20 protein-coding genes are annotated in these 18240 nt (G+C 68.3%); 9 read left to right on the plus strand and 11 right to left on the minus strand.

What is annotated here, in order from left to right; translation table 11 throughout:
* Window positions 1-11 precede the first annotated feature (11 nt).
* Genes ACFV15_RS05050 through ACFV15_RS05070 form a run of 5 tightly spaced genes read right to left on the minus strand, consistent with a single transcriptional unit; the run spans window position 12 to window position 5927 of the window.
* Window positions 12-1454, minus strand: a complete 1443-nt coding sequence (locus ACFV15_RS05050) for a chondroitinase-B domain-containing protein (RefSeq protein ID WP_378348835.1) — start codon at window positions 1452-1454, stop codon at window positions 12-14.
* 13 nt (window positions 1455-1467) lie between these two features.
* Window positions 1468-2748 carry an alpha-L-fucosidase gene (locus tag ACFV15_RS05055; RefSeq protein WP_378348836.1) on the minus strand — a complete coding sequence of 427 codons (1281 nt, stop codon included), beginning with the start codon at window positions 2746-2748 and terminating at the stop codon, window positions 1468-1470.
* Between the two features lie 28 nt (window positions 2749-2776).
* Window positions 2777-3643: a carbohydrate ABC transporter permease gene (locus ACFV15_RS05060; RefSeq protein ID WP_378348837.1), complete on the minus strand. Its 867-nt coding sequence runs from the start codon at window positions 3641-3643 to the stop codon at window positions 2777-2779.
* A complete protein-coding gene (locus tag ACFV15_RS05065; protein ID WP_378348838.1) occupies window positions 3640-4602 on the minus strand; it encodes a carbohydrate ABC transporter permease in 963 nt (320 codons plus the stop codon). The genes ACFV15_RS05060 and ACFV15_RS05065 overlap by 4 nt, the downstream gene beginning before the upstream one ends.
* A complete protein-coding gene (locus tag ACFV15_RS05070; protein ID WP_378348839.1) occupies window positions 4599-5927 on the minus strand; it encodes an ABC transporter substrate-binding protein in 1329 nt (442 codons plus the stop codon). Before ACFV15_RS05070 ends, ACFV15_RS05065 begins: the two co-directional genes overlap by 4 nt.
* A gap of 181 nt (window positions 5928-6108) precedes the next feature.
* Here ACFV15_RS05070 and ACFV15_RS05075 point away from each other — a divergent pair, with 181 nt between their 5' ends.
* From ACFV15_RS05075 to ACFV15_RS05105, 7 genes are all read left to right on the plus strand, one after another.
* On the plus strand, window positions 6109-7116 hold the full coding sequence (locus ACFV15_RS05075) for a hydroxyacid dehydrogenase (protein ID WP_378348840.1): 1008 nt from the start codon (window positions 6109-6111) through the stop codon (window positions 7114-7116).
* A 67-nt stretch (window positions 7117-7183) separates the two neighbouring features.
* Window positions 7184-7630 (plus strand): hypothetical protein, encoded by a 447-nt coding sequence (locus ACFV15_RS05080; protein WP_378348841.1) that lies wholly within the window; start codon window positions 7184-7186, stop codon window positions 7628-7630.
* A 117-nt stretch (window positions 7631-7747) separates the two neighbouring features.
* The gene (locus ACFV15_RS05085) at window positions 7748-8653 is read left to right on the plus strand and encodes an AraC family transcriptional regulator (RefSeq protein WP_378348842.1); all 906 of its coding nucleotides are present in this window, start codon (window positions 7748-7750) and stop codon (window positions 8651-8653) included.
* Between the two features lie 69 nt (window positions 8654-8722).
* Complete coding sequence (locus ACFV15_RS05090) at window positions 8723-9553, plus strand: carbohydrate-binding protein (RefSeq protein ID WP_378348843.1); 831 nt, start codon at window positions 8723-8725, stop codon at window positions 9551-9553.
* Between the two features lie 90 nt (window positions 9554-9643).
* On the plus strand, window positions 9644-10141 hold the full coding sequence (locus ACFV15_RS05095; RefSeq protein WP_378348844.1) for a hypothetical protein: 498 nt from the start codon (window positions 9644-9646) through the stop codon (window positions 10139-10141).
* Between the two features lie 99 nt (window positions 10142-10240).
* Window positions 10241-10690, plus strand: coding sequence for a DUF664 domain-containing protein (locus ACFV15_RS05100; RefSeq protein WP_378348845.1), 450 nt, complete (start codon window positions 10241-10243; stop codon window positions 10688-10690).
* Window positions 10687-10839, plus strand: coding sequence for a hypothetical protein (locus ACFV15_RS05105; RefSeq protein WP_378348846.1), 153 nt, complete (start codon window positions 10687-10689; stop codon window positions 10837-10839). The genes ACFV15_RS05100 and ACFV15_RS05105 overlap by 4 nt, the downstream gene beginning before the upstream one ends.
* 270 nt (window positions 10840-11109) lie before the next feature.
* Here the strand turns inward: ACFV15_RS05105 and ACFV15_RS05110 are convergent, their stop codons facing one another.
* The 4 genes from ACFV15_RS05110 to ACFV15_RS05125 form a co-directional block, all read right to left on the minus strand.
* Window positions 11110-12372, minus strand: coding sequence for a DUF222 domain-containing protein (locus tag ACFV15_RS05110; RefSeq protein WP_378348847.1), 1263 nt, complete (start codon window positions 12370-12372; stop codon window positions 11110-11112).
* 367 nt (window positions 12373-12739) lie between these two features.
* Window positions 12740-13279: an AAA family ATPase gene (locus ACFV15_RS05115; protein WP_378348848.1), complete on the minus strand. Its 540-nt coding sequence runs from the start codon at window positions 13277-13279 to the stop codon at window positions 12740-12742.
* A 42-nt stretch (window positions 13280-13321) separates the two neighbouring features.
* A complete protein-coding gene (locus ACFV15_RS05120; RefSeq protein ID WP_378348849.1) occupies window positions 13322-13930 on the minus strand; it encodes a type II CAAX prenyl endopeptidase Rce1 family protein in 609 nt (202 codons plus the stop codon).
* Window positions 13927-14820, minus strand: a complete 894-nt coding sequence (locus tag ACFV15_RS05125) for an NAD(P)H-binding protein (RefSeq protein ID WP_378348850.1) — start codon at window positions 14818-14820, stop codon at window positions 13927-13929. Before ACFV15_RS05125 ends, ACFV15_RS05120 begins: the two co-directional genes overlap by 4 nt.
* Before the next feature lie 177 nt (window positions 14821-14997).
* Between ACFV15_RS05125 and ACFV15_RS05130 the strand changes: the two genes are divergently transcribed.
* Window positions 14998-16845: an FAD/NAD(P)-binding protein gene (locus ACFV15_RS05130; RefSeq protein WP_378348851.1), complete on the plus strand. Its 1848-nt coding sequence runs from the start codon at window positions 14998-15000 to the stop codon at window positions 16843-16845.
* Between the two features lie 270 nt (window positions 16846-17115).
* The gene (locus ACFV15_RS05135) at window positions 17116-17259 is read left to right on the plus strand and encodes a hypothetical protein (RefSeq protein WP_378348852.1); all 144 of its coding nucleotides are present in this window, start codon (window positions 17116-17118) and stop codon (window positions 17257-17259) included.
* Here the strand turns inward: ACFV15_RS05135 and ACFV15_RS05140 are convergent.
* Entirely contained in the window at window positions 17234-17776 is a 543-nt protein-coding gene (locus ACFV15_RS05140; RefSeq protein ID WP_378348853.1) for a DUF5947 family protein, read from the minus strand. The two genes, ACFV15_RS05135 and ACFV15_RS05140, sit on opposite strands and share 26 nt — an antisense overlap.
* The gene (locus ACFV15_RS05145) at window positions 17773-18240 is read right to left on the minus strand and encodes a NifU family protein (RefSeq protein WP_378348854.1); all 468 of its coding nucleotides are present in this window, start codon (window positions 18238-18240) and stop codon (window positions 17773-17775) included. The genes ACFV15_RS05140 and ACFV15_RS05145 overlap by 4 nt, the downstream gene beginning before the upstream one ends.

Consider the following 18240-nt stretch of genomic DNA (forward strand, 5'->3'; position numbering starts at 1 on the left):
CGATCCGCCCGTCAGGGGGCGTTGGGCCCGACGTCCGCGGTGGTGAGCGGGTGCGCGCACGGCCCGCAGGTGCTGTACTCGTCGGCGCCGACGTCGCGGGCGGAACCACGCGGCTCGCCGTCGATGTCCGTGGTGACCGGCGCGGGGGAGTAGGTCGCCGCGTTGATCGCCGGGCTGCCCGCCGAGAGCCGCGAGATCCCGTCGGAGCCGGCCGCCAGCAGCGGGTTGGCCCTGGTGAAGGTGCCCGCGGGGATGTTGCCGTTGCCGGCGGCGCCGTAGAGGATATTGCCCGACCAGGTGAAGCCCGTCGTGTTGCCCATGGCCACCAGGTCGCCGGTGGCGCCGACGAACAGGTTGTCCACGATCTTGCAGTAGGACGGCTCGAACGGGCGGCTGGTCTCACCGGACAGTGTGCTGGTGTTGTTCAGCAGCGTGTTGTGCGCGATGAGCACGCGGTCGGCCGCGTCATTGCCACGCCGCGCGGTCTCGGACTCGCCGGGGACGTGGTCGCGTTCGCTCCCGCTGCCGACCACCAGCGCGCGGCTCTTGGGCTGGGTGAGGCCTGACAGGTAGTTGTTGACGATGACGTGGTCGTTTCCGTAGATCCGGATGCCCTCTTGGCCGTCGAGGATGTAGTTCGACTCGACACGGGTGCCGTTGCCGTGACGCAGCACGATGCCGCCGAGGCTGTTGCGGATCGTGTTGTTCCGGATGGTGTTGCCCGACGACTTGACCGAGATCGCCTCGGGGTCGCCATTGGCCCGCTCGAACAGGTTGTACTCGACCTTGGCGCCCGCGACGCTCAGCGCACGCTTGCTGATGCCGAGGCGGATCGGCTCGCCGCCGTTGTCGCCGGGGAAGGTGTGGTCGGAGAAGTAGTTGCGGAAGATCTGGACGTCCTGCGCCATCTCCTCGTCGCCGTCGCCCTCGACGCCCAGGAAGATGCCGAGGGTGGTCTTGTTGTGGAAGTGGTTGCGGTCGACCTTGGTGCCGTCGGCGCGGACCATCACCCAGTGCAGGCCATCGATGTCGGCGAACTGCAGGTCGTTGCGGGTCAGCCGGATGTGCGAGCAGCTCGGCGGCAGGTCGAGCGTGGTGCTCTGCCGCAGCGAGAAGCCGCTGATGGTGATCCACGACGAGTTGCTGATGACGAAGCTCTTCTCGCCGCGCAGGATCGCGCCACCGCGCGACTGGGCGACGATGGTGATCGGGAAGTCTTCTTCGCCGTTCTTGTTGGCCACGGTGATCTGGCCGCCCGCTGGCACGGTGTAGTCACCGTTCGCGAGCGTGATCACGGAGCCGGGCGTGGCGGAGTTGATCGCGTTCTGCAGCGCGGTCAGCGAGTTGACGGTCACGCCCTGGGTGGTGGCGGAAGCGGCCGTGGTGGTCACCCACGGCACTGCGGCCACGACGGCTCCGAGCGCGGCGGTGTTGAGGAACGCTCTACGGTCCATGACGACTCCTTTGTCAATCAGCGGAGGTGAGGAACAGTTCGATGACGGGAACAGGGGAATCGGGCTTGCGTGTCGGCAGCCGGAGGGTGAGCGTGCCTTCCGGCTGCCCGCCCATCCGGGTGTTCTGGGCGGGCTGGTCCGGGTCGATCCGGACCTGCTCGATCTCCGAGGCGTCGGTCAGCAGCTGGGCGTAGCGCACGCGCCCGGCCAGCCCCGGCAGGTGCACGTGACGCAGCGGCCAGGCGAACAGGTGCAGGTAGAGCCGGTCACCGCGCTGGGTGTACCTGGCGTCCGCGGGCGCGGTGAACTCGGCGGGCCCGCAGCCGCGGATGGACCGGTCGTGGCGGTCCATCCAGCGGCCCAGTTCGGCGAGCACCGCGCGCGCGTCGGGGTCGATCTCGCCACGGCCGTTCGGCCCGACGTTGAGCAGCAGGTTTCCGTCCTTCGACACGCCGTCGACGAGCATCCGGATGAGCAGTTCGGGGCTCTTCCAGTCGAGGTTGTCGCGGTCGTAGCCCCAGCTGCCGTTGAGCGTCTGGCACGCCTCCCAGATGACCGGCACGCCGCCCGAGGTCATCGGGCCCGACGGCTGGTACTGCTCGGGGGTGATGAAGTCTCCGGGGATGCCGGTGCGGTCGTTGACCAGGATGCCGGGCTGGAGCTCGCGGACCAGCGCGAGCAGTTCGGGCGCGGCCCAGGCGTCCGGGCCCTTGCCGCCCCACCATTCTTCGCGGCCCTCGTAGGAGAAGTCGAAGAAGAGGTAGTCGATGGTGCCGTAGCGGGTGAGCAGCTCGCGGATCTGGCCGTGCAGGTACTTCTGGTATTCGACGATGTCGCGGCCGGAGTTCGCCGCGATGTACTCGGCGTCGTCGCGGCGCGGGTGCGTGCCGTCGATGGGGAATGACGGGTGATGCCAGTCGATCAGTGAGTGGTAGAAGCCGACCTTGAGCCCCTCGTCGCGGCAGGCCTCGACGAACGGGCCCAGCAAATCCTTGCCGTACGGGGTGTTCTTGACCGAGAAGTCGGTGAGATCGCTGTCCCACAAGCAGAATCCGTCGTGGTGCTTGGTGGTGAGCACGACGTAGCGCATGCCCGCGCTCTTGGCGGCGCGTGCCCACTCGCGCGGGTCGTACCTGTCCGGCTCGAAGTGCTCGAAGTAGACCCGGTACTGCTCGTCGGTCAGCTTTTCCCGGTTCTGGACCCATTCGTGCCGCGCGGCCAATGAGTACAGTCCCCAGTGGACGAACATGCCGAACCGGTCATGGGTGAACCAGGTGGTGTCGGTGGAACTCACGACAGTTGTGCTCCCTAAGCGTTGAGACTCAGCCCTTGAGCGCGCCCGAGGCCAAGCCCCGGACGAACGAGCGCTGGAAGAACAGGAACGCGGCGACCGACGGCAGCAGCGCCAGCAGCGACGCGGCCATGATCACGCCGGGCGTGACGTTCGGGTCGACGCGCAGTGTCCGCAGTGCCAGCGGCAGCGTGTAGGTCGACGAGTCGGTCGAGACCAGCAGCGGCAGCAGGTACTGGTCCCAGATCATGGTGAAGCCGAAGACGCCGATCACGCCGAGCGCCGGCCTGCACATCGGCAGGATGATCTGCGCGAAGATCCGCAGGTCACCGGCGCCGTCGATGCGGGCGGCCTCTTCGAGTTCGCGGGGCACGTCCTTCATGAACTCGGTCATGACGAGGATCGAGAACGCCCACGCGCCCAGCGGCACGATGACACCGGCGAGGCTGCCGATCAGGTTGATGTGCAGCACCGGGACGTCGGACAGGATCAGCGAGAGCGGGATCGCGAGGATCTCCTCCGGCAGCATGAGCGTCGCGAGGATGGCGACCAGCGCCAGCGACATGAACCGGAACCTCTTGCGCGCCAAGGCATAGCCGGCGAGCACCGAGACCGCCACCTGCAGCAGCAGGCCGAACCCGACGATGAGGAAGGAGTTCAGCAGGTACTTGCCGACGCCCAGGTTCCAGGCGATGCCGAAGTTGTCCAGCGTCGGGCTCGACGGGACCACGCTCAGCGCGGTCGGGTCGGTGACGTTGTTGAACGCGCTGACCAGCAACGCCAGCAGCGGGCCCGCGAACACCAGCAGCAGGAAGGTGTACAGGACGAACTTCAGCACGCGCCCGGCAGGGGATTTGACGGCCTCGAGGCCGAGTGCGCTGTCGTGGGTCGAGGTCATGCGTCCCGCCTCCGCCGGATGATCTGGACGAACAGGGTCAGCACGAGCGTCGCGAGGAACAGCAGCACGGCTCCCGCCGCGCCGACGCCCAGCCGGTTCTGTTCCAGGCCGAGTTTGTAGATCAAGGTCATCGCCACTTCCGTCGAGCCGTTCGGCCCGCCGTTGGTGAGCAGGAAGACCTCGGTGAACACACGCAGACCCCGGATCGCGGCGAGCACGAACAGGATCGAGAACACCGAGCGCAGGCCGGGCAGCGTGACGTGCAGGATCTTGCGCCAGCGTGAGGCGCCGTCGACGGTCGCGGCCTCGTAGAGCCCGCGGTCGATCCCGGCCAGCCCGGCCAGGAAGATCATCATGTCGTAGGGCGCGCCGCGCCAGACACCGGTGATGATCACCGAGACCATCGAGGTGTCGGGGTCGTTGATGAAGCCGGACGGCCCGAGCCCGACCAGGCCGAGGATGGAGTTGAGCATCCCGTCCTCTGTCGGGTGATACATGATCCGCCACAGCTCGGCGACCACCGCGATCGGCACGACCACCGGCAGGAACGCCGCGGAGCGCAGGAACTTCAGCCGCTTGCTCTGGCCCTCCATCAGCAGCGCCAGCGCCAGCCCGAGCACCATCGATCCGACGGTCTGGCCGACCGCGATGACCACTGTGTGCCAGATGGCGTTGTGGAACGCCTCGTCGCCGAGCACGTAGTCGTAGTTCTGCGTGCCGACCCACTGGTTGCCCAGGTACGGCTGGACATCCTGGAAGGACATCACCACCGCGGTGATCATCGGGATGAACTTGAAGTACAGGAAGAGGATCAGCGCGGGTGCCAGGAACAGCCACGGCGTCCACCAGTGGCCGTCCCTGCCGTTGTTCTTCCGTTTGCGAGCCTTCGGTGCCGCAGGCCGCTGACCGGCGGGACGGCGGGTGCCGCCGGTCAGCGGTTTCGCGTGGTCAACTGTCATGATGCGCCGATTCCTTGCTGCCGCAGCGTTTCCGCCAGCTTGGTGTCCAGCTTGGACAGTTCGGCCTTGGTGTCGAGCTTGCAGTCGGCGATCAGCGAGCTGATGGTGTCGGCGGTGTCCTGCCGGACCGGGGTCCAGTTCGGGATCGACGGGGCGTAGTGGCCCGACGTCGTGTAGATGTCGTTGTAGGTCTTCCAGCGCGCGTCGGGACGCTGCTGCGTGATGTCGACCTTCTTGTTGACCGGCAGCTGCACGATCGGCCCGGCGTCACCCTCCATGCCGATCTTCTGGCCCTCGGGGGAGATGGAGAAGTCGGCGAAGGCGTCCTGGCCAGCCTGGTTCGGCGAACCGGCCATGAGGTAGGTGCCGTTGCCCTCGGCGAGCACGTCGGCGTTCTTCGCGCCCTTCGGCATCGGGACGACCTCGTACTTGTCCTTGCCCAGCGACTTGTCGAACCGGGAAAGCAGGTACGAGGCGACGACGTACATGCCGCCCTTGCCCGCTTCAAACAGGTCGTTGGTCGCCGGGGTGGCCATGGAGACCGAACCGGGCTGTATCACGTTGTCCTTGCACGCCAGGTCGCGGAACCACTGCACGGCGGCCGCCGACTCGGGGGTGCTCATCGCGGGCTTGTACTTGCCGTCGCCCTGCTTGGCGATGAAGTCACCGCCGCCTGCCCACAGGAAGTTCGAGAAGTACCAGGAGGCGTAGCCACGCTTGGTCGACATGGTCGCGACCAGGCCCGCCGTGTCGTTCTTGCCGTTGCCGTCCGGGTCCTGCGTGGCGAAAGCCTTGCCGAGGCTCGCGATCCCGGCCCAGTCCTGTGGCACCGGCAGGCCGAGCTTCTCCCGCCAGTCCTTGCGGATCAGCAGTGCCGCGGCCTGCGCCGAGAACGGCAGGCCGTACTGCTTGCCGTCCGGCGTCTTCGTCGCGTTCAGGCCCTGCTCGATGACGTCCGGCGCGTTCTTGAGCTTGGTCAGGTCGACCTCGCGCAGTAGTCCCTGGCTCTTCATCGTGCCCAGCTGCGCGACATCGTTCATGACGATGTCCGGCAGGTCGCGCTGGGCGGCGCGCTGGGCGAGCTTCGTCTCGAAGTCGTCGAAGATCGCGGTGACCTGCACCTTGAACCCGGTCGCCTTCTCGAAGGCCTCCGCGAGCCGCTTGGTGGCCGCTTCACCGGCCTGGCCGGGGGTCGTGCGGGTCCACAGTTCCAGTGGCGCCTTGGTGTCCTGCGCGATGTTCGTTCCCGCCGGACTGCCGGAGCAGCCTGTGAGGACCAGTGCCGAGACGATGAGTCCGGTGCCGATCCGTCGCGATTTGCGCATCGCTTCTCCCGTTCATGTGGACCGCGCTGTCTACTGGGGAGGGACGGTAAGCGCTTTCCCGGCCACCGGTCAATGGTCTGATGATTACGAATCCTTCGTAAGGAGAATTACCCGATCAGGGGGACTCACCGGGTTACTGTGGGTACAGGGATCGGATGTATGGTCAGTTCCGGAGGCGAAAATGACGCGTGAACAGCACCGGCCGGTGACCTTGCTCGTGATGGAGGAGCGGCGCCGCGACGAGGTGTACCCGAAGGTGGTGCGTGCGGAACTCGAAAGCCTGACGCGGTGGCGTGAGCCGCTCACCCGCGAGCAGCTCGCGAGCGATCCGTCCGCTTTGGACGGTGTCGAGGTGCTGCTGTCCGGCTGGGGTGCCCCGCAGCTCGACTCCGTCCTGTTAGGACACGCGACGAGCCTGCGCGCGGTGCTGGTCGCGGCGGGCTCCGTCCGCCCGCTGACCACGCCCGAATTCTGGGCCCGCGAGATCCCGATCGTGTCGGCGGCCGCGGCGAACGCCATCCCGGTCGCGGAGTTCACCCTCGCGCAGATCCTGCTGGGCCTGAAGCAGGTGCACCGGATCTCCCGTGAGCTGCGTGAGCGGCAGGCGTATCCGCCCGATCCCCGCGTCGCGGGCGGTTACCGCTCCAAGGTCGGGCTGCTCGGCCTGGGTGAGATCGGGGTGCTGGTGGCCTCCCACCTGCGGAACTTCGACGTCGAGGTACTGGCCAGCGACCCGGTGGTCGACGCCGCGAAGGCCGCCGACCTGGGTGTCCGTCTGGTCGAGCTCGACGAGCTGTTCTCGTCCTGCGCCGTGGTCAGCCTGCACGCGCCGTTGCTCCCGGAGACCGAAGGCCTGGTGAACGGCGACCTCGTGGCTCGACTGGAGCCCGGCGCGACCCTGATCAACACCGCCCGCGGCGCGGTCGTCGACGAATCGTCGGTGATCCCCGTGCTGGCCGAGCGCCAGGACCTGACGGCGATACTCGACGTCACGTTCCCGGAGCCGCCGGTCGCCGGCTCGCCGCTGTACACGCTGCCCAACGTCGTGCTGACGCCGCACCTGGCCGGCGCGATGAGCGCCGAGCGTGGCCGGATGGGCGAGCTCGTGGCGGCCGAACTGCGCAGGCTGATACTGGGGCACCCGCTGCAGCACGCGGTCGCGCCCGCGGCCGCGCACTTGCGCGCGTAGGCCTGGGCGGGATCTGGGCGCGAGGTCCGGCAGGCTCCCCACCGTATCTCGGATGAGGGGAAATGAAATGCGTGCATGGGTGACTCGATGCCTGACGACCGCGGCCGTGGCGGGCGCCTTGCTGGGTTCCGTGACGGCAGGCGCGCAGGCGTCGCCGCAGGGGCCGGTGGCGGAGTCCGGCAGGTGCAAGGGCTTCGTGGAGGTCGACCGGCATGAGCTCCGGAGTCCTGCGCACGCCCTATACGGCACGGTCGTTCTGTACTGGAACAGGACGTACCAGATGAACTGCGTCGTGACGTACAAGAGCGCGGCCTATGGCGTGGCCACGAACACGAACGCCTATGTGTGTACGAAGACCAACGGCAAAGAAGTATGCAGCATCGACAAGGGAGCCTTCCTCTTCCTGGCCGAAACGCACCCGCTGAAGTCGCCGGGCTGCGTGCGCTGGGGCGGCCTGGCGACCGGCATCGACGGCTTCAGCTACGCGGTGAACAAGCCCTACGGGCACTGCTGAGGACTCGTGAGTGTTGCCGACGGCCAGAACCGTCGGCAGCACTCACGACCCCAGGCGGTGAACGCGGAACTTCCGGCGGGGGCGGGTACCGCGCATATTGGTCTAGACTTTTCGGCCATGCGCGGTACCACGGTGTTGCCGGGAACGGCCTGCGAGGTGTCGAAGCCGGGGGAGCTGCCACTGCACCGGCTGGAGCTGACGGCCCAGGACGCGCTGCCGTTCGCAATCGGCACGTTCGACACGATCGGGCCGTTGTCGCGGGCGACCTTCCCGCACCGGCACACGTTCCACGAGATCGTGTTCGTCACCGGCGGCACCGGCGCGCACGTCGTCGACTTCGTCCGCTGGGAGCTGCGGCCGCCGCAGCTGGCCGTGATCGCGCCGGGCCAGGTGCACCAATGGGACGTGCGGCGGCTGACCGGGTCGGTGCTGCTGTTCACCGACGACTTCCTGCTCGACCATCCGGCCGACCGCGAGACGCTGCGGCGGCTGAGTGAACAGCCGTGGCCACTCGACGAGCGGTCGCATGACCGCACCGCGCGGCTGATCGCCGAGCTCGAGGAGGAATTCCGGCTCGGCGCGCCCGGCTCGGAATCGGTCTTGCGCGCGTTGCTGCACGTCCTGATCGTGCGGGCGGGCAGGCGACCGGGCACGCCGGAGTCCCGTCCGCCCGCACGGGCCAACGCGGTGGCGGCCGAGTTCGCGCGGCAGGCCGCCAGCTCCGACCTGGGCCTGTGGTCGGTGCGCGCGCACGCGGAACGCATCGGCGTCACCCCCGGCTACCTGGCCGAGGCGGTGAAGGCCGCGACCGGCCGGACGGCAGCGCACCTGGTCAGGGAGGCGCGCACGCGTGAGGCGAAACGGTTCCTGCTGGGCACGGACCTGACCGTGCGGCAGGTGGCGAGCCGGGTCGGCTTCGCGGATCCGGCGTACTTCTGCCGGTTCTTCCGGCGGGAGACCGGGCTGAGCCCCGGCGACTTCCGGCGGACGGGTGACGCCACCCCGGACTTTCACCACGACTGACGGCCTGAGTCCATCGCCGGTGGCTGATCTTCTCCCTAACGTCGTCTGCATCCCCCACGAGGAGCAGACATGGACGAAGAAGACAGCAAGCTCAGCCGCAAGACCTTGCTGCGTGCCGCACTGGCCGCCGGCGTCGCGGCGCCGGTCGCACTGCTCGGCGGGCCCGCGCTCGCTCGCACCACCGTCGCGAGCGGGCAGGTCCCCGAGCTCACCCCCGACTGCCACGACGGCGACGAGCCGACGATCGCGCAGACCGAAGGTCCTTATTTCAAGCCGAATTCCCCCGAGCGCACGACGCTCACCGGCCCCGGCACCCGTCTCGTCGTGAGCGGCTACGTCTTCGGGCTGGCGTGCCGTCCGGTCGCGCGGGCGTTGCTCGACTTCTGGCAGGCCGACGTCAACGGCGCGTACGACAACGTCGGCTACGCCTTCCGCGGCCACCAGTACACCGACGCCAACGGCGCCTTCAAACTGACGACGATCGTGCCCGGCCTGTACCCCGGCCGCACCCGCCACATCCACGTCAAGGTCCAGGCGCCGGGCCGTCCGATCCTGACCACGCAGCTGTACTTCCCGAACGAGCCACGCAACAACACCGACTCGATCTTCGACCCCCGGCTGCTGATGACGGTCCGCGACTCGGGCGGCACCCGCGAAGGCGCGTTCGACTTCGTGCTCAACGTCCCGCAGACCCCGACGACCACCACCGCTCCGCCCAGTTCGACCACCAGGCCCACGACCTCCACCCCGCCCGGGGGGACGACCTGGACGGTGGGCACCAGCTACGCCGCCGGCGCCCAGGTCACTTACGACGGCCGCGGTTACGTGTGCCTGCAGGGGCACACCGCCCAGCCGGGCTGGGAACCGCCCTCCGTCCCCGCGCTGTGGCGCGCGGCGTGACGGGCCGTCGCTGAGGGAGGAAAACGCGGGCGGATCCCGCCGGATGCGCCGTGAGGCGTACGGGATCCGCCCGCCCAATACTCTTGGCGCATGCCTCGCTATCTGGTCGTGCACGACTACGGGATGGGTGGCCTGTGGTGGTGGCTCATCGCGGGATCTCCCGAGGAGATCGTGCTGGCCCTGTCCGAAACCGAGGTGGTCTCGGACGCCGAGACGATCCACCAAGCGGAAGGCTGGAGTCTCGAGGAGGTCGAGCTGGACGGGGCATTGCCCGTGCCGCTCGACAGCATGCGCGATGTCCGGGTCAAGCAGCGTGAGCACCCGGATTTCGGGGCGACCGCGGGCAGGAGCCCGATCTATCTTCGGTTGCCCGACGACGACGGCGCTTGGCTGGTGGAGCTCGGCGCGGATGGGCGGAGGCTTCGCCAGGTCGAGGTCCCTGCCGATGGCCCGGCGCTCAAAACCGACGCGTGGCCGTTCAACCCGCCTCTTGACCTCTACGACCCGCAGTACGCCGCCATGGAGATGGAGGCGGCAGACTTCGAGGCCGCTTGGTGTGCCGCTCGTCCGGATCCTGACGCTTGGTGAAGGGAGCCTTCACCGACCAAGGCGGCCCGGTCCCGGTGACAGCGCCGAGCTCCCGTAGCCGTTTTGACAGTGACGGGAGCCTGAGTCACCGTTTGAATGGTGACGAAACTCGACGAGTACCTCTACTTCGTGGCCCGCGCTTTCGACGGGATGCTCGGCGCGCTGGCGGAGCTCGGCGACCGGATCAACACCAAGCCGGGCCTCGACGGCGCCAACAGCCCGTACGCGATCGTGTATCACTGCGCCGAGGTCGCCGAGTACTGGATCGGGCACGTCGTCGCGGGCAGGCCCACCCACCGCGATCGCGAAGCCGAGTTCAGCGCGGCGGGTGATCTGGACGAGCTGCGCCGCCGTGTCGCCGAGGTGCAGCGCCGAATGCGGGACGATCTCGCGCGGCCGGATGCCGAGCCGGTGAATCGGCCGGATCGCAGTTGTCAGGGGCCTGATTTGCCGCTGGCCCGCGCGGGTGTGCAGCTGCACGTCTTGGAGGAGTTGGCGCAGCATCACGGTCAGCTGCAGATCACCCGCGACCTTCTCCTCGTGTCATGACGACCGACGCGTGGTTCGACGATCTTCGGGTCGAGGACCTTCGCGCGGGCTTCGGCGTCAAAAGGGGCCGTGTCGGCGAGGACGTCTTGCCCACCTGGGTACGCCTCGCCGATGCTGGAAGCCGGGTATCTGTACGGGTTTCGCGCTGAGCGTCTCGGTGTCCGGGGCCGATCCGGCTGAGATAACGGGACTGTCACTAGGGGTTTGGGTTTGCCTGGGTCGACTCCAGGGCGGTCCCGTATGAACATTTCCGCTGCCTGGGCCGGGTTGGGTGGTGGGTCGCTGCGGAAATATCCATACGGACCGGGGGCACGTTGTCGCGACCAGGTTTCCGCTCGCTGAAGCCCCAGCCGGGGTTGTGGTGGTTGCCTGGGTGGTCGGTCGGGCTGCCCCAGCCGGGGCCGGTGGTGTGCGCGGTGTCAGGTTCGGCTGGTGTGCAGGGTGTTGCGGCGAGGAGCACGTGCCGGGTCGATGAACTCCGGTGGAATGAACTCCGGATAGCCGTCGACGGCGATCCGCACTTCCCAGTCGCTGGAGTGGATGAGGCGGTGGTGTCGGCCGCAGAGCAGGACCAGGTTGTCGATCTGGGTTTCCCCGTGATGTGCCCAAAAGACGATGTGGTGTGCGGTACAACGCTGCGGCGGGGCATCGCAGCCGGGGAAGGCGCAGCCGCCATCGCGGATCGCGAGTGCGAGGCGTTGTGCTGGGGTGGCGAGGCGTTGGGTGCGGCCGACATCCAGCGGTGCACCTTTAGCATTCAACGTGACGGGGATGATTTTGCAGTCACACGCCAAGATCCGAGCCTCGGTGGCACTGATGTCCCCGACAAGGTCGAGGCAGGCCCGCCCGATCCCAGTCTTGAGTTCCTCGAGGCCGATGGTGACCACGACGTGCACGCTGTCGCCGGCCTGGGTGGGGATCTTGGGGTTGCCCATGCCGAAGGTGACGAATTCGGCGAACGCGTCCCCCAGTCGTTCCCATTGTGATCGGGTGTCGCGGCCTTCTTCTTCGGTGGCGGGGCGGGGTTTCGCCAGTGGGTCGAGGACTGCTTTCAGGCGGGCGATGGTTTCGGCGTCGGTTGTGATCTTCACGCCGTGGGTGCCGTCGCGGTGGGTCACGAACCCGAGCTCATGCCGCGGTGCCGTCGGGTCGGGATCTTTGGGTTCACGGCCGTCCGGGTCGAGCCGATCCCGCAAACTCGTCGCGGCAGCGGTGATCTGGCGCGGCCCGGCGGTACGGGCGAGATCGACGAGGATCTGCTCCCCGGTCTCGCGTTCCTCCGCCGACACCCACGCGGGCAGGGCGGCGAGTCCGGCGATGATCGGATCCAGCTGCGCCGCCCCCAGATCCCCCTCCAGCGCGGCCGAAGCGGCATACGGGGCCAGCGCCGGAATCCTCGCACCGCCGTCCTGGCGGGGGTTGAGTGCGCGGGCGCGATCGACGCGGGCTTTGGCTTCGCCGGGTTTGATCTGCACCCAGTCGACCAGTGCCTGTGATAGCACCGCGCATCCGGTTACGTCCTTCACACCACGGGATTCGATCTCCGCCAGGATCTGGCCCTGCTCCGCCTCCAGACGGCGCTTCTCCCGTTCGCGCGCGACGTAGTTCATGAGCAGCGCGTCCTTCTCGCAGCGCCACCACTCGGGCGGTGCTGCGACGGGAGGACTGTCGGTGCTGATCATGACTCCATCTTACCTGCGTCTAGAGTCCTATGCCACTAGACATGCCGAAAGTTTTCGACTATCTCGGGGCAGCCCGACCCACCATGCGAGGCGGGTATCAAGCCCCGGGCGGAGTTTCGGTGAGTCACAATGGATTGTGGCCAGCGTGCCCTCGGTCCGTATGGATATTTCCGCGGCGACCCACCACGAAATCCGGCCCAGGCAGCGGAAATGTTCATACGGGACCGCCCTGGATCCGACCCACCACCCAAGCCCAGAGCAAGCAGCCGAAAGTGGCTCCCCTGATCCAGTCGTGAGTGGTACGGCCGGTTCTAACCGGCGAAAACGCTCACGACCCCTGGGACGAGGTGGCGGTACTCGGCCGCCTTCATGTGGTTGCCGCATTCAGCCGATACTCGCCCGACGCGAGCGCGCGCCGGACTTCCGCGGCCGTCTGGTCCGCGTCGAGGTGGCCGGTGTCGATCGCGTGGCGTTCGAGATCGCCGAGTTGGCCGAACGCGCCGTGCAACCCGGTGATCGCGTCGACGTCCTTGAGTTCGCCGCCGACGCGCTCCTTCGCACGTGCCAAGGTCGTTGCCAGGTCGGGGCGGAGCACGACGTACGTCAGGTTCTCGAAAGCCTTCCGGAACGGCGGCAGGAACCACGGTCCGATGATCCCGTCGACCACGACGTCGTAGCCTCCGTGCGCGAAGGTGCGAACGGTCGCGACGATCGCGTCGACGACTACTTCGTTCTGCCGGTGCGCTTCCGGGAGATACGGCGGCACGAAACCGGTCTTGATCGCGCGGTAGAACAAATCCGTCGTCAGGTGGACGGCCGGGGTGCTCGCGTTCGTGGCCAGTAGCCCGGCGACCGTTGTCTTTCCGGAGGCGGGCGGGCCGGTCAAGATGATCACTTCGCCGTTCATGGTCACGAAAGTTAGCCGTCCGGCCTTGCGAGAAACAGTCTTTTATTTCCGGCCGGGTTCATCGCGAGGGAACAGCCGGGGCAGGAAAGCGAGCATCAGCGCCGACCACACCACGTGGGTCACCAGTGGCGCCTGGACACCGCCCGAACGCTGGCGCTGCACCCCGAAGAGGGTTCCCATCACGGCCGAAGCGAGCACCAGCGCCGGGTTGCGGGTCGCCATCGTGGTGAGCACGTAGAGCGCGGTCGACGTGCGCACCGGATGCGGGCCCGCCGCCGAATACACCGCCCCGCGGAAGAAGACCTCCTCGGCCGCGCCGTTGGCCAAGGTGGTCAGCACGACCGAAGCCGTCGAACCGCGGTGGGCGTAGGTGAGCACGCCCGCGATCGCCCGGCGCAGTGGCGGGATCCGGCGTGCCACGAGCGCGACGGCGTAGAACACCGCGAACGCGCTCGCACCGGTCAACGCGGGCGGCACGACCTCGCGTCGGCCACGTGGGACCGGGCCGGCCGCCGATGCGCCCGCCAGCCAGGCGGCCGCGACCGCTCCGGTGAGGCCGTAGAACCGGGGCGAACCGGGTTCGCTCGCGAGGGACTTGCCGAGCAGCGCCGCGCCGGTGACCGTCACGCCCGCCAGGAAGCCGCGCTTCATGCGGACCGTTCGGCGAGTGCTTGGAGCACCGCGTCGTCGTAGCCCATGGGCTCGAACTCGACGATCGAGCGGATCGAGGCGTCGCGGACGACGACCTCGTTGGTCATCGAGTCGACCAGCGCGCGGCCGGTGCGGGTGTCGATGTCGGTGACCAGCGCGAGCCAGTACGACGACAATCGGGGCGAGAGCAGCGGGACGCCGACGATCAGCAGGTGCCTGCCTTCGAGGTCGGCGACGCGGCGCAGCATGTCGCGGTAGGCGAGCACCTCGGGGCCGCCGATGTCGAACGTCCGGCCGATGGCCTCGGGGTGGCCGAGCACGCCGACCAGGTAGCGGATCACGTCCGTGACCGCGATCGGCTGGGTGCGGGTGGCGACCCAGCGCGGGGTGATCATCGCGGGAAGGTGCTCGACCAGCTGCCTGGTCAGCTCCCAGGAAATGCCGCCGTGCCCGATGATGATGCCCGCGCGGAGCACCGTGACCGGCACGGTCGCCGAGGCGAGGAGCTGCTCGACTTCGCGGCGGCTGGCCAGGTGCTCGGACAGCTCGTCGGCGTCGTCGCCGAGGCCGCCCAGGTAGATGATCTGCTCGACGCCAGCCTCGGCGGCCGCGCCGGCGAAAGCCCGTGCCGCGTCGGCGTCGCGGCGCTGGAAATCCGTGCTGTCGAGCGAATGGACCAGGTAGTAGGCCGCGTCAGCGCCCTTGAAGGCCGAGCGCAGTGAGGCGGGGTCCGAGACGTCGCCGTGGACGGCCTGGCCAGCGCCCGTGTACCGCTCGGGGTGACGCGTCATCGCGAGCACCTCGTGCCCGGCCGCTTCCAGCGCGAGGCCCAGCCTGCCGCCGACGAATCCCGACGCGCCTGCCACGAGCACTCGCTTCGCTTCGGCCATGGTCCGACGGTAACCGGGTCGAGCCTTGCCCGCAGAACGTGAAGATCACCCGATGACCGGGTGCGGAACACACACCCGAGATCCGGAGACGATGACTGGCTGCCCGCACCCGATCACAGGAGGATTTTCCTTTCACGGCTGGGTAATGGATCGCCTTGTGGAAGGAAGCTGGACGCGATGGATGCTTCGTCACCGGTTTCGCCGATGGCCGCCACCGTGACGAATGCGGCGACCACGCCGCGCGAGCTGTCCGAACCCGCGTTCTGCCTGGCCGTGGTGGGCGGCGGGCCCCGGTCGACCTACGCCTTGGAACGCCTGTCCGCGACCATCGACCGGCTCGCGGGCCGTCGGCTCGAGGTCCACCTGTACGACGACGGCGGAGACTTAGGCGCCGGGCAGGTGCACAGCGCGGACCAGCCGTTCACCAGCTACCTCAACCGTGCCACGCATCAGGTCGGGTTCGCGGCCGGCTACGCCGACGAGCTTCGCCGGATGGGCGTCAGCGTCACGCTGCACGCCGAGGAGGTCACCGATCTCGTTCCGGCGGACGGCGGCCGCTGGGAGGTCGTGTCGGCCACGGGTTCGCACTGCGTCGCGGATCAGGTGCTGCTGATCACCGGGCACTCCAGCAACGACTACTCGGACGGGGTGGGGCCGGGGGAGTACCTCGCCTTCGCCAAGCGGACCGGCGCGGTGTACGTGCCGAGCGCGTATCCGTTGCAGGAAGCCCTTTCCTTGGAGGAACCCCGCCCCGGTTCCACGGTCGGCTGCGTCGGGCTCGGGCTGACGGCGATCGATCAGATCCTCTACCTCACCGAGGGCCGCGGCGGCCAGTTCCTCCTCGACGGCGAGCGGCTGCGCTACCAGGCGTGCGGCATGGAACCCGCGTTGATCTTCGCGTTCAGTCCGAGCGGCATTTTCCCTTACACCAGGCCGATCAACCGCAAGGAGCAGCCGAACCAAGGCCGGTTCCTGACCAAGCCCGCGATCGACCGGATCCGGAAGTCCTCGGGCACGGACGTCGGCGACGACCGCCCCCGCCTGGACTTCGACGCCCATGTGATGCCGCTGATCCAGCTCGAGATGGCGTACGTGCACTACCGGACGTTGTTCGGGCCCGTGGCGGGCGACCTGATCGTCGAGAGTGTCCACGAGGACTACGAGCGTTTCCTGACACTGCCGATCGAGCCCGGCGGTATAGATCGCCTGCTGCCGGGTGTCGACGCGGTCGTCAAGACGCTGCCGAAGCAGCTGGTCACCGAGCCGATGATCAAGCGGTTCGACTGGCAGACCATGCTCGCGCCGATCAGTACTCCTGCCGGAATGACCCCCGGCGAGTTCCGCATGGCCTATCTGGAGTTCCTGGACCGCGATCTGACCTGGGCGATCCAGGGCAATGTCGGCAACTCGTTCAAGGCCAGTGTGGACGGCGTCTGGTCCGACCTGCGCGACGTGCTCGGCTACGCGGTCGACGGCGGCGGGCTGACCGCCGATTCGCATCGGCGGTTCCTCGCGTACCACCGGCGTTGCCAGAACAAGCTTTCCGGCGGCGCCGCGCCGGAGGTGATGGCGAAGATCCTCGCGCTGGCAGAGCACGGGGTGCTGGACGTCTCGGCGGGGCCGCGCGCGGAGATCCGGCTCTCGGACCGGAATTTCGTGCTGCACGGGCCGATGACCGGCTTGACGGCCGAACTCGACGTGCTGCTCGACGCCCGCGTGCACGCGTTCGACCCGGCACGGGACATCCGGCCGCTGTACCGCAATCTCCTCGGCCGCGGCGTGGCCGGTCTCTGGCGCAACACGACACCGGGCCAGGAGGATTTCGTGCCCGGCTTCCTCGACGTCGACGAGCGGTCACGGTTGACGGGCCACGACGCGATCACCGTGCTCGGGCCCGCGGCCGCCGCCCGTGCCACCTACCAGTTCTCGGTGCTGCGGCCGGACGACAACGACGTCGTCATGCGGGAGATCGTGGCTTGGCTGCACGGTTTCTGGGCCGCGCTCGACAACCGGAGGCTTCCGTGACCCACCTCGACAACGCGCTGGCGCGCTATTACGACGAGCTCAAAAGCGCCCATGAACGCGTACCAGCGGTCGGATGAGTTCGAGCCGTCGGAGAACTTCCTGCCCGAGTTCGACCTGCCGGTGCTCGACTCGACCATGGAGAAGTTCCTTCAGCCGTGACGAAGACGTTCTGCTCGACGATCAACGTCGCGCGCGCGGTCACTTATCATCGCGGCGCCGACGGAACGTGCTGGGCGCGTCCGAGCACCTGATGTCGATCTGCTCGGGGTCGTGGTCTTCGGGGTGCTCATCTCGGCGACCGGATTCGGGATGGAGACAGGACTTCAGGTCTCGGCGGGGTTGGCGGCCGCACTGCTGGGTGCGACCGCGGTGGCGTCCTTCCGCAACGTCACACCTGCCGCGCCCGGCCCTTGATCTCCGAGAACAGTTCTTCGACCCGCGCACGCATGCTGCGCCCGCCGTCGAGGCCTGTCCAATGCCGCCGGACAGTTCCGACCAGCCGGTAGCACATGTCGATGGGCACCAGGAAACAGTCGGTCCCGCGCGCGGTCTTGTGCAGGAGTATCGCCTCGACATCCGGCTCGGCCGCGGTCACAAGTGGGTGGCCGACGGTCAGCCTGGTCCAGAGCCCGGGGCTCAGCACGCATTCGGTGGCGCCTGCCGGGCTCGGGCAGAACCCCGTGACCTGCAACCCGCGCCGCAGGAAGAACGCGGAGTCCGCCGGGGTGTCGAGCAGCTCCCAGTCGATGCCGGTGATCGGGCGGCCGGGGTCCCACAGGTAGCGCTCGGGCACCGCGCGATACCGGGAGTCGTGGGTGAATGCCAGGAAACAGGCGCGGCAGGCGCACAGCAGGCGACGGCCGCCGGTGTCGGCGAGGTGCGCGTGGCGGGCGGCGACCGGGGTGCCGCAGAGTTCGCAGACCTCGATCACGACGGCGGCCCCATGCCGATCTGGAGCAGCGCGGCCGGGCGGCCGGTGAACTCGACCGCTGTCACCTCCGGCGCAGCCTCGAGGATAGCGGCCTCGAGCTGCTTCTGGACCGGGACCGTCGTGGCCGGGCAGCCGTCGAGATCGATCCGCAGGCGCACCACACCGTCGGGATCGATGCCGTCGTAGCCGAATCCGCCGACTCTTTCGACCACGCGGCGGACTCTGGAATCGGCGTCGAGCGGGTGTAGATCGTGCAGCAGCAAGAGATCTTCGAGCAGCTTGTCCTCGGCCGCCACGCCGATCAGCGACGGGTCGTGCTCACGGAGGATCGAGAGGAAGCGGCGGAGCCCGTCGCCGTACAAACCCATGAGCAGCCGCACGATCTCTTCGGCCTGGTCACGGGCAGGACCGGAGCGCAGGCCTGCGAGCAGTTCTTCGATGCGTTCGCCTACGGGGCGCGTCAT

Source organism: Amycolatopsis sp. NPDC059657, from assembly GCF_042734395.1.
Classification (GTDB): domain Bacteria; phylum Actinomycetota; class Actinomycetes; order Mycobacteriales; family Pseudonocardiaceae; genus Amycolatopsis.

What these genes read in the sequence shown, in the direction of transcription:
- ACFV15_RS05050 (WP_378348835.1), bottom strand. Translation starts at nt 1,454, where the DNA reads ATGGACCGTAGAGCGTTCCTCAACACCGCCGCGCTCGGAGCCGTCGTG.
- ACFV15_RS05060 (WP_378348837.1), bottom strand. Translation starts at nt 3,643, where the DNA reads ATGACCTCGACCCACGACAGCGCACTCGGCCTCGAGGCCGTCAAATCC.
- ACFV15_RS05065 (WP_378348838.1), bottom strand. Translation starts at nt 4,602, where the DNA reads ATGACAGTTGACCACGCGAAACCGCTGACCGGCGGCACCCGCCGTCCC.
- ACFV15_RS05070 (WP_378348839.1), bottom strand. Translation starts at nt 5,927, where the DNA reads ATGCGCAAATCGCGACGGATCGGCACCGGACTCATCGTCTCGGCACTG.
- ACFV15_RS05075 (WP_378348840.1), top strand. Translation starts at nt 6,109, where the DNA reads ATGACGCGTGAACAGCACCGGCCGGTGACCTTGCTCGTGATGGAGGAG.
- ACFV15_RS05080 (WP_378348841.1), top strand. Translation starts at nt 7,184, where the DNA reads ATGCGTGCATGGGTGACTCGATGCCTGACGACCGCGGCCGTGGCGGGC.
- ACFV15_RS05085 (WP_378348842.1), top strand. Translation starts at nt 7,748, where the DNA reads ATGCGCGGTACCACGGTGTTGCCGGGAACGGCCTGCGAGGTGTCGAAG.
- ACFV15_RS05090 (WP_378348843.1), top strand. Translation starts at nt 8,723, where the DNA reads ATGGACGAAGAAGACAGCAAGCTCAGCCGCAAGACCTTGCTGCGTGCC.
- ACFV15_RS05095 (WP_378348844.1), top strand. Translation starts at nt 9,644, where the DNA reads ATGCCTCGCTATCTGGTCGTGCACGACTACGGGATGGGTGGCCTGTGG.
- ACFV15_RS05105 (WP_378348846.1), top strand. Translation starts at nt 10,687, where the DNA reads ATGACGACCGACGCGTGGTTCGACGATCTTCGGGTCGAGGACCTTCGC.
- ACFV15_RS05110 (WP_378348847.1), bottom strand. Translation starts at nt 12,372, where the DNA reads ATGATCAGCACCGACAGTCCTCCCGTCGCAGCACCGCCCGAGTGGTGG.
- ACFV15_RS05115 (WP_378348848.1), bottom strand. Translation starts at nt 13,279, where the DNA reads ATGAACGGCGAAGTGATCATCTTGACCGGCCCGCCCGCCTCCGGAAAG.
- ACFV15_RS05120 (WP_378348849.1), bottom strand. Translation starts at nt 13,930, where the DNA reads ATGAAGCGCGGCTTCCTGGCGGGCGTGACGGTCACCGGCGCGGCGCTG.
- ACFV15_RS05125 (WP_378348850.1), bottom strand. Translation starts at nt 14,820, where the DNA reads ATGGCCGAAGCGAAGCGAGTGCTCGTGGCAGGCGCGTCGGGATTCGTC.
- ACFV15_RS05130 (WP_378348851.1), top strand. Translation starts at nt 14,998, where the DNA reads ATGGATGCTTCGTCACCGGTTTCGCCGATGGCCGCCACCGTGACGAAT.
- ACFV15_RS05145 (WP_378348854.1), bottom strand. Translation starts at nt 18,240, where the DNA reads ATGACGCGCCCCGTAGGCGAACGCATCGAAGAACTGCTCGCAGGCCTG.